We start from the raw sequence: 15,020 nt of genomic DNA, 5'->3' as shown, positions 1-15,020 counted from the left end.
CAGAACGGCATGCCGGTCCGCTCACCAGTCCACCTGCCGTATCCGTCCGCCGACACTCGTCTGACAAGGAGAACATCCATGCGCATCCGCATGCTCGCCGCCGCCGTGGTGACCTCGGGGGCTCTGATGGCCACGCTGACCGGAGCCGCCAGTGCCGACACGCCCACCCCCGCCCCTCTTCCCCAGGACGGTGTCGTGATCGTCGACTGCGAGGGGGGCGGCCAGGTGACCCTGACGACGCGCCGGCTCACCGAGGCCGAGCGCGAGAAGCTGGAGAAGGAGGGATCCGCTCTCGCGGTTCCCGCCGTCCCAGCCGTGCCGTCCGGACAGGCCGGTGAGCTCGGGAAGCCCGAGGCCGGACGCGTCACGATCGCCGAGGACATCCTGGCGGTGCGGCCGGACGCCGAGCCGCCCGCCCTGCCCGAGGGCGCGATCCCGCCCAAGAGGGTCAGGGTCATGGCCGCGCCCGCCCTTCCCGAAGGCGTTCAGAAGCCCGGGGAGCCCGGGGAGGTGGCCACGCTCTCCACGGCCGTGCCCGCTCCCGAGGGGGCCGGGATCACCGAGATCAGGGTGACGGGCAAGCACCCGGAAGGCGACGTGCCCACCGTCACCTGCGTCAAGAAGGCCGGAGAGAAGGCCGAGGAGGAGTGACCTCGGGGACACCCCGGCGAGCCCAGGGCGTCCCCGCGAAGACCTGCGAACCGGCCGGGGCATCCGTGCGGGAACGACCCCGGCCGGTTCGCAGCAGGCCCGGAAACGATCCCGGCCGATTCACCGCCGGTTCGGAAGTGGCTCCGGCCGGTTCGCAGCACCCGGAAACGACTCCGGCCGGTTCACCGCCGGCTCGGAGGCGATCCGGGAAACCCGCGCGGAGATCCGTGCGGGGGCCGGTCCCCGGGGGACGACGTGTCACGCGCGGGGGCCGGTCCCCGGGGACGACCGGTCACGTGCGGTGGTCAGCCCCCGGGGAAGGACGGGTGCGGGCCCAGGGCCCAGTACTCGTACAACCCGTAGCCGATCCGGCCGTCGTACTCGAAGCGGCCGACCGCGTCGACCATGCCCCACATCCTGGGGGCGTCCTCGGGCAGCGTGTGGGTGACGCCTTGGACCACCGGGCCGGGACCCTGGTACATGCCGTGCTTCCAATCCGATTCCAGGCCATATCCGGTGCCCACCATCAGGTGCACCGGGAGAATCGGGACGCAGTGCAGGTCGAAGGGTTTCCCGCCCGGCGGGGAGAAGGAGATCGTCGCCTCGCGCACCTCCCGGGTGCCGTCCACGTACGTCGGGCGGTACTCGGGACGGCCGAGATACTCCTCCTCACCCTCCCTCGGAGAGCCGAACCCCCATACGCGCACCGCCTCCTCCAGCACCCGGCGGCCCTTCTCGTCCTCCTGGACGATGCACAGGATGGCGTGGTCGTCGAACTGGACGGGCGCGTAGAGCCAGTAGAAGGTGCCCGCGTTGCGCGCCTGGATGCCGGGGGGCTCGGGCTCGCCGACCGGGCGGATGCCCCACGAGCGGTCGCGGGTGCCCTGCCAGCGGTCGGGGGTGACCTCGACGTGCTCGTCGCCGACCAGGATGTGCCCGGTCCACCGGCCGGTCTGGGCCATCCGGGAGGAGTCGAACACCACGCGCTCCTGCCAGCGCAGGAAGTGCCGGGGTTCCAGGGTGGCCGGTACGGTGCCCTCCCAGATGAGGTCGAAGGACAGGCCGTGCTCCGTGGGGTCGAGCACCACCCGCAGCCGCCGGAGGCCCTCGATCACCTCGACCCTGAACGGGCCGACCCGCGTGTCCATCCGGTCGCCGCCGAGTTCCCGGGAGGCCCGGACCACGCGGTGCAGGTTCCGGTACCGCACGCAGGCGAACGCGTCGGTGACACCGAGGTTGGGATACTGGCCGAGGCCGACGATGAGCATCAGCTCGTCGGACCCGGCGTGGCAGTTGAAGTAGTACCGGTCGTAGAAGTTGCGGTCCGACGTCGTGACGTGCCGCATGACCTCTGGCGACTGGTGGACGGGATGGTCGTCGAGGGGCGACAGCGTCATCGGTGCTCCTTGGGTCAGAGGAACACGTTCTAACAAGCGCTTGGTGATCGGTCAATGGACGCCGCGCAGGAGTTCAACGGACGTTCGCGCAGGAGGGTTCGATCGACTCCGCACAGGAGTACGGCCCGCACCTTCGCGGTGCGGGCCGTACTCCCGGCAGTCGCCGTGGCCGTACCCGGCCGTACGCCGTGTTCGTGCCACCGACCGGCACTCACGTGACCGGCCGGTGCTCCGATCCCTAGGGCAGTTTCTTGGAGGTGTGCTCCGCCCTGGAGTCGGCCTTGGCACCGACCTCGTCGGCCTTCGTCGCGGCGTCATCCGCCGTGTCGGAGACCTTCCCGGCCACCGCCTCCGTCTTCTGCCCCACCCACTGGGACGCGTCGGAGGCGCTCTCCTTCAGCGTGTCCGCCCATTGGTCGGCGTTCCTGCGGTACAGGACATAACCCGCCGCCGCGATCGCGACGCCCGCGAAGAGCAGGATCATGGGTGTCTTCCTGGATTTCGCGGGAGTGGGATCGATCCTCGCGGCGGCCTGGGACAGCGCGGCGCTGATCTTCGGCGCGAGCTGCTCCTCGAACGAGTGCGCGGCGGCGTCAAGCCTGGGTGCCGCCCACCCGCGTGCCACAATGATCTTCTCGCTGGCCACGTCACGAGCCTGACCGGCCACTTCACGGGCCTGGCCGGCCATCTCTCGGGCGTGACCGGCCACATCGCGAGCCTGGACGGCCATGTCATGGGCATGATGACTGGCCGCGTCACGGGCGTGGCCGGCCATCGGGCCGACCCGATCCGCGGCTCGGACGGCCTGAGCCTTCACGTGGCGCAGCCGCCTTTCCGGTGCCACGATCTTCATGTGGCGCTTTCCAAACAGTGCTAGAGGCACAACAACCTCCCCATTCGTTGGGGCCCCGTCGCCACCCCTTCCCGCTCGAAGGCGGCTCAATCATGACGGCCCGTGGGAGGATGCTTGGGGATGCGGCTGCGGCCGAAATCGTCAAAGTGCCATAAAAGCAATACGTTGCACAGGTATTCCTACGAACTGAAGGGGGCAGTCCGATCATGGCTGAGAAGTTGATCGCGAACCTCAACACCAACCGCGGTAGCGTGAAGGTCCAGCTCTTCCCGGATCACGCGCCCAAGACCGTGAGGAACTTCGTCGAGCTCGCCGAGGGCACCCGCGAGTGGGTGCACCCGGAGACCGGCCAGAAGTCCAACGCCAAGCTGTACGACGGCACGATCTTCCACCGGGTCATCTCCGGATTCATGATCCAGGGTGGCGACCCGCTGGGTCAGGGTGTCGGCGGTCCCGGCTACAAGTTCGACGACGAGATCCACCCGGACCTCTACTTCAACCGCCCGTACCTGCTCGCCATGGCCAACGCCGGCGTCCAGTTCGGCCGCGGCACCAACGGCTCGCAGTTCTTCGTCACGGTGGTTCCCACGCCGCACCTCAACGGCAAGCACACCATCTTCGGTGAGGTGATCGAGGGCCAGGACGTCGTCGACGCCATCGCCAAGACCGACACCGACGCCCGTGACCGTCCCACGGAGCCCGTGGTCCTGGAGTCGGTGACCATCGAGCGCGTCCAGAGCTGATCTCTCGAACGGCGGCCTCCTCCGGAGGCCGCCGTTCGCGTTCCCGCACGTCCTCTTCCTCACCCCGCCCCCGAGCCCTGCCCTTCACGGGTGTACGGGTGCTCGGGATCGTGAATAGGCTGGCAGTCTGTGGATAACAGAACGCTCGAAGGGGCCAGCCACACACATGACCACCCAGCCGTCCAACGAGCCCGACACCGTTGTCCCCACCTGCTACCGGCATCCAGGGCGTGAGACCTACGTCCGCTGCCAGCGGTGCGACCGTCCCATCTGCCCCGACTGCATGCGCGACGCCGCGGTGGGCTTCCAGTGCCCCGAGTGCGTGGCCGAGGGCAACAAGGGCATGCGGCAGGCGCAGTCCGTGTTCGGCGGCCGGGCGGTCACCACGCCCCGGGTGACCTGGGCACTGCTGGTCGTCAACGTCCTGGCGTACGCCGCCGAGACCGCGAACACCAGCTGGGTGCTGAACAACTTCATGATGAGCGCCTACCACGTCGGCTATCAGGGCGAGTGGTGGCGCCTGATCACCGGCGCCTTCCTGCACCAGCCGCTGGGGGCCGGTGGCTTTGCCCTGACCCACATCGTGTTCAACATGTGGGCGCTCTACGCCATCGGCCCCGAGCTGGAGCGGCGCCTCGGGTCGGCCAGGTTCCTGGCCCTGTATCTCCTCGCCGCGCTCGGCGGGTCCGTCGCGGTCTACCTGTTCGGCGAGGCCGCGGTCGGCGCCTCGGGCGCGATCTACGGCATGTTCGGCGCGCTGTTCGTGCTCGCCAGGAAGCTCGGCTACAACGCCCAGGGCGTGCTCTGGCTGATCGGTGCCAACGCCGTGATCACCTTCGTGATCCCCGGCATCAGCTGGCAGGGCCACCTCGGCGGCCTGATCACCGGCGCCCTGGTCGCCGCGGTCTTCGCCTTCGCCCCGGCCAGGAACCGCAGCGCAATCCAGTGGGGAGGTTGCGCGGCGGTGCTGATCGTCCTGGTCGCGCTGTTGCTGGGGCTGCCGCCGTTCGTCGTTCAGGCCAAACTGGGGATCTTCGGTTGATCCACACCCTGATGCTTCCCCAGGGTGTGGACAATCCCTGTGGAAAAGCTAGCGCCAGCGGGTGGAAAGGATCACCCCGAGGATGATGAACGCGAACCCGACCAGCAGGTTCCAGTTCTGGAGGGTGCCGAGGAGGGGAGCGGTGGGCGCCACGTAGTAGACGGCGATCCACAGGATGCCGACGATCCAGCAGGTCACCATGACCGGCGCCAACCAGCGTGGGCTGATCTTGACCTGCTGTGAGGTCTGCGGCGGGGTGTAGACCGGCTTCTTGCGAGTCTTGGGCTTGGGCACTGGGGTTCTTCTCCTGCGTCAACCCTGCGCGATCTGGATCGTGCGCAGGCCGTGTCGATTAGCGTAGTCGCTAGTGGATGAAGTTCCGTGTAAGGATAGTCTGCGCAGGTGGACCATGGCGATTCCGTGGGGCACCATCCTGTGGCAAATGTTGCGCCGGACCCGTGGTCCGGCCCGCCGCGGAGGCCTTTTCCGTCACTAGCCTGACCCCATGAGAGCGGCGCTGAGGGTTCTGGGCGACCTGAGCGTCACCGCGGGGCTGGTCATCCTCCTCTTCTGCGCCTACCTGCTGTGGGGCACCGGCTCCTACACCGCCACGCAGCAGGCGCTGCTGCGCGGAGAACTCCTGGGAGAGGAGATCCCGCCAGGCGGGGAGGCCGGAAGCCGGCGGGGAGAGCCGCCGGGGCCGATCCGGCTGGGCGGGGCGGTGGCGATGCTGGCGATTCCCCGGCTCGGGGACGACTACCGGTACGCCATCGTGGAAGGCGTCGACCAGGATCGGCTGCGGATGGGCCCCGGTCACTATCCCGGCACTGCCCTGCCAGGAGAAATCGGTAATTTCGTTCTTTCGGGCCATCGGACCACCTACGCCGCCCCTTTCAACCGCATCGACGAGCTCCGCCGGGGCGATCTCATCCTGGTCGACGCCCGCGAGGCCCGCTACACCTACCGCGTCACCGGCAGGCGCGTCGTCGACCCCGGCGAGATCAGCGTGATCGCCCCGGTTCCCGGCCGGCCGGGCCGCGAGCCGACCAGAGCGCTGATCACCCTGTCCACCTGTCACCCGGAGTACTCGGCCGCCCTGCGGCTCATCGTCTCGGGGGAGCTGGCGGGGCATGAGGACCGCCTCGAGCGGTCCGGGTAGACCCCGAACAGGAGCCGGACAGACCCCGAACAGGAAGGCCCGGGCAGACGCCCCGGACACGAAGGAGGTCCCATGTACGGCTGGATCTGGCGAATGCTTCCCGGAAACCTCGTGACCAGGGGATTCGCCGCCCTGGTGCTGGCCGGGCTGGTCGCGGCCGTACTCTGGTATGTCGTGTTCCCTTGGATCGAACCTCGCGTCTCCCTCGACCTGACCACCGTGGGCCGATGAGCCGCGTCCTGGTCGTCGACAACCACGACAGCTTCGTCCACACCATCGTCCAGTATCTCCGCGAGCTCGGCGCCACCTGCGACGTGCGCCCGCGCGACCTGGTCGCGGTCGAGGACGCCCGTGGCTTCGACGGGGTCCTGATCAGCCCCGGCCCCGGCACCCCTGAGGACGCGGGGGTGAGCGTCCCGCTCGTCGGCCACTGCGAGGCCCATGGCATCCCGCTGCTCGGCGTCTGCCTGGGACACCAGGCCATCGCCATCTCCCACGGGGCGACCGTGGGGCGGGCGCCCGAACTGGTGCACGGCCGTACCAGCGCGATCTCGCACGACGGGCGCGGTGTCTTCTCCGGCCTGCCGTCACCGGCGACCATGACGCGCTACCACTCGCTGGCCGTCCTGCCCGGGACGGTGCCCGAGATCCTCGAGGTCACCGCGACCAGCGACGATGGGGTGATCATGGGTTTGCGCCACCGTACCGCCCCCGTCGAGGGCGTGCAGTTCCACCCCGAATCGGTGATCTCGGAACACGGTCACCGGCTGCTCGGAAACTGGCTGGAAAGATTGTTGTAACGCGAAGCCCATCCTGGACGATTGACCAGTGAGAGTCCTTCCGCCATCGCCCCCGAGTGGCGGAAGGGCTCTTCCCCGTTTCCGGGCCTTGCGGGCCTCCCGGTTCTCCGGTTCCCGTCTCCCGGATCCTCCGGCCGGAAACCGGGTGACGACGTCGCGCACGCCGGACGCCGCACACATCGAACGCCGCGAGACCCCGACGCCGCGAAAGCCGGGAGAACGCGAGAACGGCCAAGGACGCAGGAACGGGCGCGGGCGAGAAAGGAAAGAGGCCCCCGCGCGGTCGCGGGGGCCTCCGTCAGGTGCTCCGGTCAGTTCCCGTCGCCGGGCGGCGCCTCATCGAAGATCGTGTCGTCGTCGGGCTCCGTGGGCGTGTCCTCCGTCGGCTCCTCGGGAATGGTCGGCTGCTCCTCGGGGAAGGTCGGCTGCTCGGTCGGCTCGGGCGGTGCCCCGCTCGACACGATCAGCGTGATGGTCGTCCCCTGCTGGTACTTGCCGCCCGCCTCGGGAGACTGGCTCAGCACGGTGTCCTTGGGCAGGTCGCTCGGCTGCGGGACGACCTTCCACTTGAAGCCCGCCTCCTTGAGCGCGTTCTTGGCGTCCCCGACCGTGAGGTTCACCACGGCCGGGACCTCCATCGCCTCCTTGGGGACGTAGATCCGGACGATACTGCCCTTGTTGGCCTTCTTGCCCGGCGCGGGCACGGTCTCGAAGACGATGCCCTGCTTGCGGCTGGAGGGCTTGGTCTGCAGGTTGACCTCGAAGCCGGCGTCCTCAAGGGTCTTCGTGGCGTCCTCGGCGCTCATGTTGAGCACGGTGGGCACCTCGACCTTCTCGATCCCCTTGGAGACCTTGAGCGTCACCTCGGTGCCCTTGTCGACCTCGTGGTCGGCCGACGGGTCGCTCTCGATCACCGAGCCCTTCGGGATCTCCTCGTCGAACGCCTCGACGACCTTCACCTTCAGGTCGAGGTCCGTGAGCTTCTTGGTCGCCGCCTCCACGGTCTGCGAGACCAACGGCGGGATCTTCACCTTGCCGCTGGTGGTGGGGGTGCCCGGCGAGCTGAGGAACATGTAGCCGACGCCGATGAAGGCGCCGATGACCAGCAGCGGGATGAGGATCCACGCCGCGGTCTTGACCGCGGTGTTCCCGCCGCTCTGCTGCCGGCGACGGCCGCCCCCGCCGGTGCGCGGGCCGCCGCCCTCCTCGCCGTACTCGTACGCCGGGACGGCGGTGGTGCGCTGGGTGGCCGGGCCGCCCGGACCGCCGGGGCCCGGAGCCTGCATCGTCCGGGTGGCCGAGCCGTAGTTGTTGTTGGCGCTCAGCGCCATCGTCTGGGCGTCCGTCGGGATGCCGGACATCGCCCGCTGGATGTCGGCCCGCATCTCCCCGGCGCTCTGGTAGCGGTGCGCCGGGTCCTTGGCCATCGCCTTGAGCACGATGGCGTCGGCCCACTGGGGAATGTCGCGGTCGATCTGCGACGGCGGGATCGGGTCCTCGCGCACGTGCTGGTAGGCGATCGCGACCGGCGAGTCACCGGTGAACGGCGGCTGCCCGGTCAGCAGCTCGTACAGCACGCAGCCGGTGGAGTAGAGGTCGCTGCGGGCGTCGACCCGCTCGCCCCTGGCCTGCTCCGGCGAGAGGTACTGGGCGGTGCCGATCACCTGGGCGGTCTGCGTCATGGTCGCGGCCGAGTCGGCCATCGCGCGGGCGATGCCGAAGTCCATGACCTTCACGTCGCCGTTGCGAGTGATCATGATGTTCGCGGGCTTGATGTCGCGGTGGACGATGCCGCCGCGGTGGCTGTAGTCCAGCGCCCGCAGGATCCCGTCGACCAGCTCGGCGGCGCGCTCGGGCAGCAGCCGCCGGTCGGCCCGCAGCAGGTCGCGCAGCGTGCGGCCGTCGACGTACTCCATCACGATGTAGGGCACCGGCGCACCCTCGGAGACGTCCTCGCCGGTGTCGTAGACCGCGACGATGGACGGGTGGTTCAGTGACGCGGCGGACTGCGCCTCACGGCGGAAACGCGCCTGGAAGATGTGGTCCCTGGCCAGGTCCGCGCGAAGGGTCTTGATGGCGACGATCCGATCCAGCCGGATGTCTCGGGCGCGATAGACCTCGGCCATGCCGCCACGCCCGACGACGCCGTCAAGCTCGTAGCGATCGCCGAGGCGTCGGGGCTGAGTCATTTCCTGCACTGTCCCTTACCGTTCATCTTGGGTGCCGGTGAGCTCTTGGGCCACCGGTGTCCATCATCGACCCGTTGCCGCATCACGTCTCCTCATTCGGCGGGTCTGTGTCACCGGGTTCAGGAGTTGTGCTCGGTGTGAGGCTCGGTGTCACCGTCGGGGTGGTTGGTGTCGGGGTGGGAGTCGTCGGGCTGGGGCTGGGTGGTGGCGACGTACTCGGCCTTGCGGTGGGCGTGGCCGATGTGCTTACCGTAGCCGACGGCGTGACCGAGGGGCGGGCCGACTTCGTCGGTGAGAGCGGCGGTCTGCTCGTCGGAGGCTTGCTTTTCGTCGGCCGTGCGGTCGGCGACGTGGTGGCCGGGCTCGACCGTACGACCGGCTCTCCCGGCTCGCTGTCACCGGGCTGGTTCGTCAGCTCGTGGACCGCCAGGGCACCCAGCCCGACCGCGGCGGCGCATCCCGCGACCGTGGCGACGATCAGTGTCGTCCTGCGCAGACCGCGGCGCCCGCGCCGCGCCGGGACGGCACCCGGCGGAGTCGTGCCCGCGCCGGATCCCGCACCGGCGCCCGCGCCGGAACCCCCGCCCGCCCCGGAGCCCGCGCCCTGACCGGGACCCCCCGCCGGGCCCGCGGCGTCCCGGCCGGGCTCGGGCCGGAGGGGGACGGCGAGGGCGGAGGTGACCTCCTGGGGCCACTCGCTCGCGGGCTCCGCGCGCCAGCCCACGGGGTCGGTGAGCATGCCGAGACCGGTGGCACCGGTGGCGGTCAGCGCGTCGAGCAGCATGTCCGCCCGTTCCGACAGCTCCCTGGCACCGGCCGGGCGCCGCAGCGGATCCTTGGCCAGGCACGCCATGACCAGGTCGCGGACCGCCGGCGGGATCCACTCCGGCAGCGGCGGCGGGGGTTCGCCGATGTGCATGAGCGCGATCGCCACCTGCGTCTCCGCGCGGAACGGCGCCTGCCCGGTCAGGCACTCGTAGGCGACCACACCGAGCGAGTAGATGTCGGTGGCGGGCGTGAGCGGGTCGCCGGACGCCTGCTCGGGGCTGACGTACTGCGCGGTGCCCATCAGGATGCCCGTCTGGGTGACCGGCACCGCCTCCAGCGCCCTGGCGATGCCGAAGTCTGTGATCTTTATCACGCCCGCCTCGGTCACCAGAAGGTTCCCGGGCTTGATGTCCCTGTGGATGATCCCCGCGCGGTGTGCGGCGTGCAGGCCCATGGCGGTCTGGCGGACCACGTCGAGGGTGATCTCGGGGCTCAGCGCGCCGTCGCGGGCCAGGATGCCGGCCAGGGACTGCCCGGGCACCAGCTCCATCACCAGGTAGGCGACGCCGCCGCCCTCGCCGTAGTCGAAGACCTGCGCGATGCCCGGGTCGGACAGCCCGGCCGCGATGCGCGCCTCGGAGCGGAACCGCAGGCGGAAGGCCGGATCCTCCGCCACGTGCGGGCGCAGCAGCTTCACCGCGACCTCGCGGCCGAGGAGCTCGTCCCTGGCCCGCCACACCTCACCCATGCCGCCCGACGCGATCCGCCCCAGCGGGCGGTACCGGCCCCCGAGCAACGCGGTCATCTACCCAGCACCGCTTCCATCACGCTCTTGGCGATCGGGGCCGCGGTCTGACCGCCTGAGGCGTCGCTGCCGGCGCTCCCGGACTCGACGATCAGCGCGACGGCGACCTTGGGGTCCTCCGCGGGGGCGAAGGAGATGAACCACGCGTGCGGGTCACGGCCCTGGGCGGTCTCCGCGGTGCCGGTCTTGCCGCCGACCGTCACGCCCGGGATCTGCGCCGCGCTCGCCGTGCCCTTGTTGACGACGTTGACCATCATCTCCTGGAGCTTGCGCGCGCTGTCCTCGCTCATCGCGGTGTCCAGCTCGTCGGGATCGGCGCTCGCGACCTCGCCACCCTCGGAGTCGGCGATCTTGTTCACCAGGTACGGCTTCATGACCACGCCGTTGTTGGCGATGCCGGCGGCGATCATGGCCATCTGCAGCGGGGTCATCTGGTTGCTGCGCTGGCCGATCGAGGCCTGGGCAAGGGCCGCCTGGTCCTCCTCGGGGCCGATGCTGCTGGCCGCCACCGGCATCGGGATCGCCAGCTGCTCGCCGCCGATGCCGAACTTGGCCGCCTGGTCGCGCAGCGCCTCGTAGCCGAGGTCCATCGCGATCTTGCCGAACGGGGTGTTGCAGGACTTCTCCAGCGCGAACGACAGCGTCACCCGCCCGGCGCCGCACGCCGCGCCGCCGTAGTTGGGCAGGTCGGCGGTGGTGTTGGGCAGGTCGAGCCGCTGCGGGGCGTCGACCTGGGTCTCCGGGCCCACGGTGTCGTCGCTCTCCAGGTACGCGGCCGCGGTGACCACCTTGAAGGTCGAGCCCGGCGGGTAGGTGCGCTCGACCGCCCGGTTCAGCAGCGGCGTGTTCTCGTCCTTCTCCAGCTTCTTGGAGGCCGCGTTCACCTCGGCCTTGTTGGCCTTGGACAGCGGGTTGGGGTCGTAGGTGGGGATCGAGACCATCGCGAGGATCGCCCCGGTCTTCGGCTCGATCGCGACCAGCGCGCCCTTCTTGCCACTCTCGCCCAGCGCCTTGTACGCCGCCTCCTGCGCCCTGGGGTTGATCGTCAGGTCGACGTTGGCGCCCCTGCTCTGCTTGGCGGTGAACAGGTCGATGCTGCGCCGGATCAGCAGGTCGGCGCTCGTCCCGTTGAGGAGGCTGTTCTCGGCCCGTTCGATGTTGCTCTGGCTCTCGGGCGCGAAGAACCCGGTGATGGGCGCGTAGACCTTGCCCTCGGGATAGCGCCGCTCGAAGCGGAACTCTGGGTCGCCGGTGTCGACCGACTCGGCGAGCACCTTGTCGCCCGCGGTGATGCGACCGCGCTCGACCTCGTACTGCGCGAAGAAGTTGCGGGTGTTGCGCGAGTCCTTGCGCAGGTCCTCCGCGCGCACGGCCTGCAGGTAGTTCACATTGATCATGAGCAGGCCGAACATGAGCAGGCAGGCAAGGGCGGCGCGCTTGAGGGGACCGTTCATCGCTGGAACACCTGCGTCATTCCTTCGTCCTGGATGGCCTGGGGCGGAGGCTTCCTCGCCGTATCCGACATGCGTACCAGCAGCGCGATAAGGATCCAGTTAGCCAGCAGCGCCGATCCGCCCTGCGACATGAACGGGGTGACCAGGCCAGTCAGCGGGATCAGGTTGGTCACGCCGCCCACGATGATGAAGACCTGCCAGGCGAGGATGAACGACAGGCCCCCCGCGAGCAGCTTGGAGAACGGCTCGCGAGCCGCGATCGAGGTGCGCAGACCGCGCTCGACCAGCAGGGCGTAGACCATCAGCAGGGCCATCAGCCCGGTCAGGCCGAGCTCCTCGCCGGCGGCGGTGAAGATGAAGTCGGAGAAGGCCAGCGGGATCTGGTCGGGGTGGCCCTGGCCGAGGCCGGTGCCGAGCACGCCGCCCTGCCCCATGGCGAACAGGCCCTGCATGAGCTGGAAGCTGCCGCCGAACTCGCGGTCGTACAGCGCCGGGTTCTCCGGGTCGAGGAAGACCTCGAAGCGGGCCGCGACGTGGTCGAAGAGCAGCCCCGCCAGGACCGCTCCACCGACGAAGAGCAGGATGCCGATGAGCACCCACGAGGTGCGCTGGGTGGCGATGTAGAGCATCGCGATGAACGTGCCGAAGATCAGCAGCGAGGAGCCGAGGTCCTTCTGCAGGACCAGCACGCCGAGGCTGAGGCCCCAGGTGATGAGCACCGGGCCCAGGTCGCGGGCCCGGGGCAGGTCGATGAAGAGCAGCCGCCGCCCGGCCAGGGCGAGCACGTCGCGCTTGGCGACCAGGTAGCCGGCGAAGAAGATGACCAGGGCGAGCTTGGTGAACTCCGCGGGCTGGAGGGTGAAACCGGCGATGCCGATCCAGATGCGGGCGCCGTTGATCTCCTGGCCGATGAACGGCAGCAGCGGCGAGACCAGCAGGGCCAGGCCGACGGCGCCCATGGTGTAGGTCAGACGCTGCAGCGCGCGGTGGTCGCGCAGCACGATCAGCGTCACGGAGAACATGACGACCCCGACCGCGGTCCACATCAGCTGGTTGGTGGCCGAGGCCCCCGGCATGCCGGACGCCTCGAGGCGATAGATGATCACCAGTCCGATGCCGTTGACCAGCGTCACCAGCGGCAGGATCAGCGGGTCGGCCCAGGGCGCGAACCTGGCCAGCACCAGGTAGGCGGCGAGCATGAGGCCGCCCAGGCTGAGACCGTAGGTGACCATTCCCGCCGGGATCTGCTTGTCGAGGGCCAACCCCACGTTGGCGTACGCCAGCATCACGATGGCGACCGCGAATGCGAGCATCGCCAACTGGGCCACCCGCCGTTTGGCGGGAAGCGGGACCGGCTCTGCGCTAGGGGTGCTCATGTGTTTACTGTGACCTTGTGGGTTCGGGAGCCCTGGCGGGCGCGGAGGACGCGGAGGCGCTCGGGGATGCGGTCGGTTCGTCCTTCCCGTCGGATGCGGCCGCGGACGTCTTCAGCTCTTCGATCTTCCTCAGGCCCGCCTCGACGGTGGGGACGGGGATGCCGTCGCGGACCTGGCCCTGCTGGAACGCGCCGAGAGTCGTGATCGATTCCGCGGTGCTCTGGGCGACGTCGAAGAGCTCGATGGGGCCCAGGTTGGTCTTCACGCCCTGGAAGACCACTATCTCGTTGCCCTTGGCCCCCACGAAGTACTGGTCCTCCAGCCACTGCCCGCCGAAGTACCAGCCTAAGCCGCCCCCGACGACGACGACGCCGCCCGCCACGGCCAGGAGAGGCCATACCCGGCGGCGTTTGGCCGGTCGGGCCGCGGCCCTGACGATCGGCTCGTCGTCGTCGGTGTCGTCGTCGGAGATGACGGGTTGCGGCATGGTGACCGCGCTGGCACGGCCCGCCGGGGTGTCCGGCGGTTGTGACCTCGGCATGCTGGAACCGGCGGCGCCGACCACGGCCGCGTCGGTGCGCGGCACGTGGGTCTCGTCCACCTCCAGCACGTCGGCGAGGACGCAGGTGATGTTGTCGGGGCCGCCGCCCCGGTTGGCCAGGTCGATGAGGGTGCGGACCACCCCGTCGGGGTCCTCGATCGTGGAGAGCGTGTGGTGCAGGGTCTCGGCGCTCACCACCCCGGACAGGCCGTCGGAGCAGAGCAGGTAGCGGTCGCCGATCTGGGCCTCGCGCAGGGACAGGTCGGGGTCGACCTCGCCACTGCCGTCGAGCGCCCGCAACAGGATCGACCGCTGGGGGTGGGTGGCGGCCTCGTCCTGGGTGATCCGGCCGTCGTCCACCAGTGACTGCACGAGGGTGTGGTCGTGCGTGATCTGGTAGAGCTCTCCGGCTCGCAGCAGGTAGGCCCGTGAGTCGCCGACGTGGACCAGGGCGACCCTCGTCCCCGACCAGAGCATGGCGGTGAGGGTGGTGCCCATGCCCTTGAGGCTGGGGTTGTGACTCACCATCTCGTGCAGCTTGCGATTGGCGTCGCGTACCGCCGCCTCGATGGCGCTGAGCAGGTCACCTCCCTGGGCGTCCGTGTCGAGCAAGGACATCTCGGCGATGGCGACCGAGCTGGCCACCTCGCCGTGTGCGTGGCCGCCCATGCCGTCCGCGACGGCGAGCAGGCGGCCGCTGGCGTAGGCGGAGTCCTCGTTGCCTTCGCGGAGGAGGCCGACGTCAGAGCGGGCGGCGTAACGGAGTGCGATGGTCATTTGCGCAATTCGATGACGGTCTTGCCAATGCGGATCGGAACACCGAGCGGCACCGGAGTCGGACGGGTGACTTTGGAGCGGTCAAGATACGTGCCGTTGGTGGAGCCGAGATCTTCCACGATCCACTGACCGTCCTGGGGGAAGAGCCGGGCGTGCCGGCTGGAGGCGTAGTCGTCGCTGACTACCAGCGTCGCGTCGTTCGCCCGGCCGATGGTGATGGGCGTCTCCGAGAGGGTAATGGTGGTGCCTTGGAGGGGGCCACCGGTGACGACCATCTCCCGGGGTTCCCCCTTCTTGGATTTGGCCGGAGTCTTCACCGGCTTGGGCGCCTTGCGCGCGGGGACGGCGGCGGCCGTGCGTGAACCGAACAAGTCTGTCCGGATCACACCGACCGCGGCAATCACGAAGAACCACAGCACCGCGAGGAAGGCGAGCCGGATCAGCAGCAGCGTGAGCTCGGACATG

The 15,020-nt window shown here is 69.6% G+C and carries 15 protein-coding genes; 6 read left to right on the top strand and 9 right to left on the bottom strand.

The genetic code is table 11. The annotated features are described in order from the left end of the window. Window positions 1-78: 78 nt before the first annotated feature. Window positions 79-651, top strand: a complete 573-nt coding sequence (locus ACTOQ2_RS19820; protein WP_440101189.1) for a hypothetical protein — start codon at window positions 79-81, stop codon at window positions 649-651. 305 nt (window positions 652-956) lie between these two features. Here ACTOQ2_RS19820 and ACTOQ2_RS19815 read toward each other — a convergent pair whose 3' ends face one another. Further along, window positions 957-2,048, bottom strand: coding sequence for a hypothetical protein (locus tag ACTOQ2_RS19815; RefSeq protein WP_440101187.1), 1,092 nt, complete (start codon window positions 2,046-2,048; stop codon window positions 957-959). Window positions 2,049-2,286: 238 nt separating this feature from the next. Then, window positions 2,287-2,901: a hypothetical protein gene (locus tag ACTOQ2_RS19810; RefSeq protein ID WP_440101185.1), complete on the bottom strand. Its 615-nt coding sequence runs from the start codon at window positions 2,899-2,901 to the stop codon at window positions 2,287-2,289. A gap of 206 nt (window positions 2,902-3,107) precedes the next feature. On the opposite strand from ACTOQ2_RS19810, the gene ACTOQ2_RS19805 reads away from it, so the two are divergent. Further along, window positions 3,108-3,644, top strand: coding sequence for a peptidylprolyl isomerase (locus tag ACTOQ2_RS19805; RefSeq protein WP_440101183.1), 537 nt, complete (start codon window positions 3,108-3,110; stop codon window positions 3,642-3,644). A gap of 166 nt (window positions 3,645-3,810) precedes the next feature. Next, a complete protein-coding gene (locus ACTOQ2_RS19800) occupies window positions 3,811-4,686 on the top strand; it encodes a rhomboid family intramembrane serine protease (RefSeq protein WP_440101181.1) in 876 nt (291 codons plus the stop codon). 48 nt (window positions 4,687-4,734) lie between these two features. On the opposite strand, the gene ACTOQ2_RS19795 is transcribed toward ACTOQ2_RS19800, so the two are convergent. Further along, window positions 4,735-4,980 carry a cell division protein CrgA gene (locus tag ACTOQ2_RS19795; RefSeq protein WP_344744891.1) on the bottom strand — a complete coding sequence of 82 codons (246 nt, stop codon included), beginning with the start codon at window positions 4,978-4,980 and terminating at the stop codon, window positions 4,735-4,737. A gap of 211 nt (window positions 4,981-5,191) precedes the next feature. On the opposite strand from ACTOQ2_RS19795, the gene ACTOQ2_RS19790 reads away from it, so the two are divergent. The 3 genes from ACTOQ2_RS19790 to ACTOQ2_RS19780 all read left to right on the top strand — a co-directional run bounded on the left by ACTOQ2_RS19790 (window position 5,192) and on the right by ACTOQ2_RS19780 (window position 6,645). Further along, window positions 5,192-5,845 (top strand): class E sortase, encoded by a 654-nt coding sequence (locus ACTOQ2_RS19790; protein ID WP_440101179.1) that lies wholly within the window; start codon window positions 5,192-5,194, stop codon window positions 5,843-5,845. 72 nt (window positions 5,846-5,917) lie between these two features. Beyond that, window positions 5,918-6,076, top strand: coding sequence for a hypothetical protein (locus tag ACTOQ2_RS19785; protein ID WP_440085309.1), 159 nt, complete (start codon window positions 5,918-5,920; stop codon window positions 6,074-6,076). Further along, window positions 6,073-6,645 (top strand): anthranilate synthase component II, encoded by a 573-nt coding sequence (locus tag ACTOQ2_RS19780; protein ID WP_440101177.1) that lies wholly within the window; start codon window positions 6,073-6,075, stop codon window positions 6,643-6,645. Before ACTOQ2_RS19785 ends, ACTOQ2_RS19780 begins: the two co-directional genes overlap by 4 nt. Before the next feature lie 311 nt (window positions 6,646-6,956). Here the strand turns inward: ACTOQ2_RS19780 and pknB are convergent, their stop codons facing one another. The 6 genes from pknB to ACTOQ2_RS19750 all read right to left on the bottom strand — a co-directional run bounded on the left by pknB (window position 6,957) and on the right by ACTOQ2_RS19750 (window position 15,019). After that, complete coding sequence (pknB, locus tag ACTOQ2_RS19775; RefSeq protein WP_440101174.1) at window positions 6,957-8,834, bottom strand: Stk1 family PASTA domain-containing Ser/Thr kinase; 1,878 nt, start codon at window positions 8,832-8,834, stop codon at window positions 6,957-6,959. Between the two features lie 82 nt (window positions 8,835-8,916). Then, entirely contained in the window at window positions 8,917-10,407 is a 1,491-nt protein-coding gene (locus ACTOQ2_RS19770; protein ID WP_440101173.1) for a protein kinase domain-containing protein, read from the bottom strand. After that, entirely contained in the window at window positions 10,404-11,861 is a 1,458-nt protein-coding gene (locus ACTOQ2_RS19765; protein WP_440101171.1) for a peptidoglycan D,D-transpeptidase FtsI family protein, read from the bottom strand. Before ACTOQ2_RS19765 ends, ACTOQ2_RS19770 begins: the two co-directional genes overlap by 4 nt. Further along, window positions 11,858-13,237 carry an FtsW/RodA/SpoVE family cell cycle protein gene (locus ACTOQ2_RS19760; protein ID WP_440101169.1) on the bottom strand — a complete coding sequence of 460 codons (1,380 nt, stop codon included), beginning with the start codon at window positions 13,235-13,237 and terminating at the stop codon, window positions 11,858-11,860. The genes ACTOQ2_RS19765 and ACTOQ2_RS19760 overlap by 4 nt, the downstream gene beginning before the upstream one ends. A gap of 4 nt (window positions 13,238-13,241) precedes the next feature. Beyond that, complete coding sequence (locus tag ACTOQ2_RS19755; protein WP_440101168.1) at window positions 13,242-14,555, bottom strand: PP2C family protein-serine/threonine phosphatase; 1,314 nt, start codon at window positions 14,553-14,555, stop codon at window positions 13,242-13,244. Next, window positions 14,552-15,019, bottom strand: a complete 468-nt coding sequence (locus ACTOQ2_RS19750) for an FHA domain-containing protein FhaB/FipA (RefSeq protein WP_362688484.1) — start codon at window positions 15,017-15,019, stop codon at window positions 14,552-14,554. Before ACTOQ2_RS19750 ends, ACTOQ2_RS19755 begins: the two co-directional genes overlap by 4 nt. Window position 15,020 lies beyond the last annotated feature (1 nt).

It is taken from the genome of Streptosporangium sp. H16 (assembly GCF_051918855.1).
In the GTDB taxonomy this organism is placed as follows: Bacteria; Actinomycetota; Actinomycetes; order Streptosporangiales; family Streptosporangiaceae; genus Streptosporangium.
This window is presented reverse-complemented; position numbering and strand designations above follow the sequence as displayed.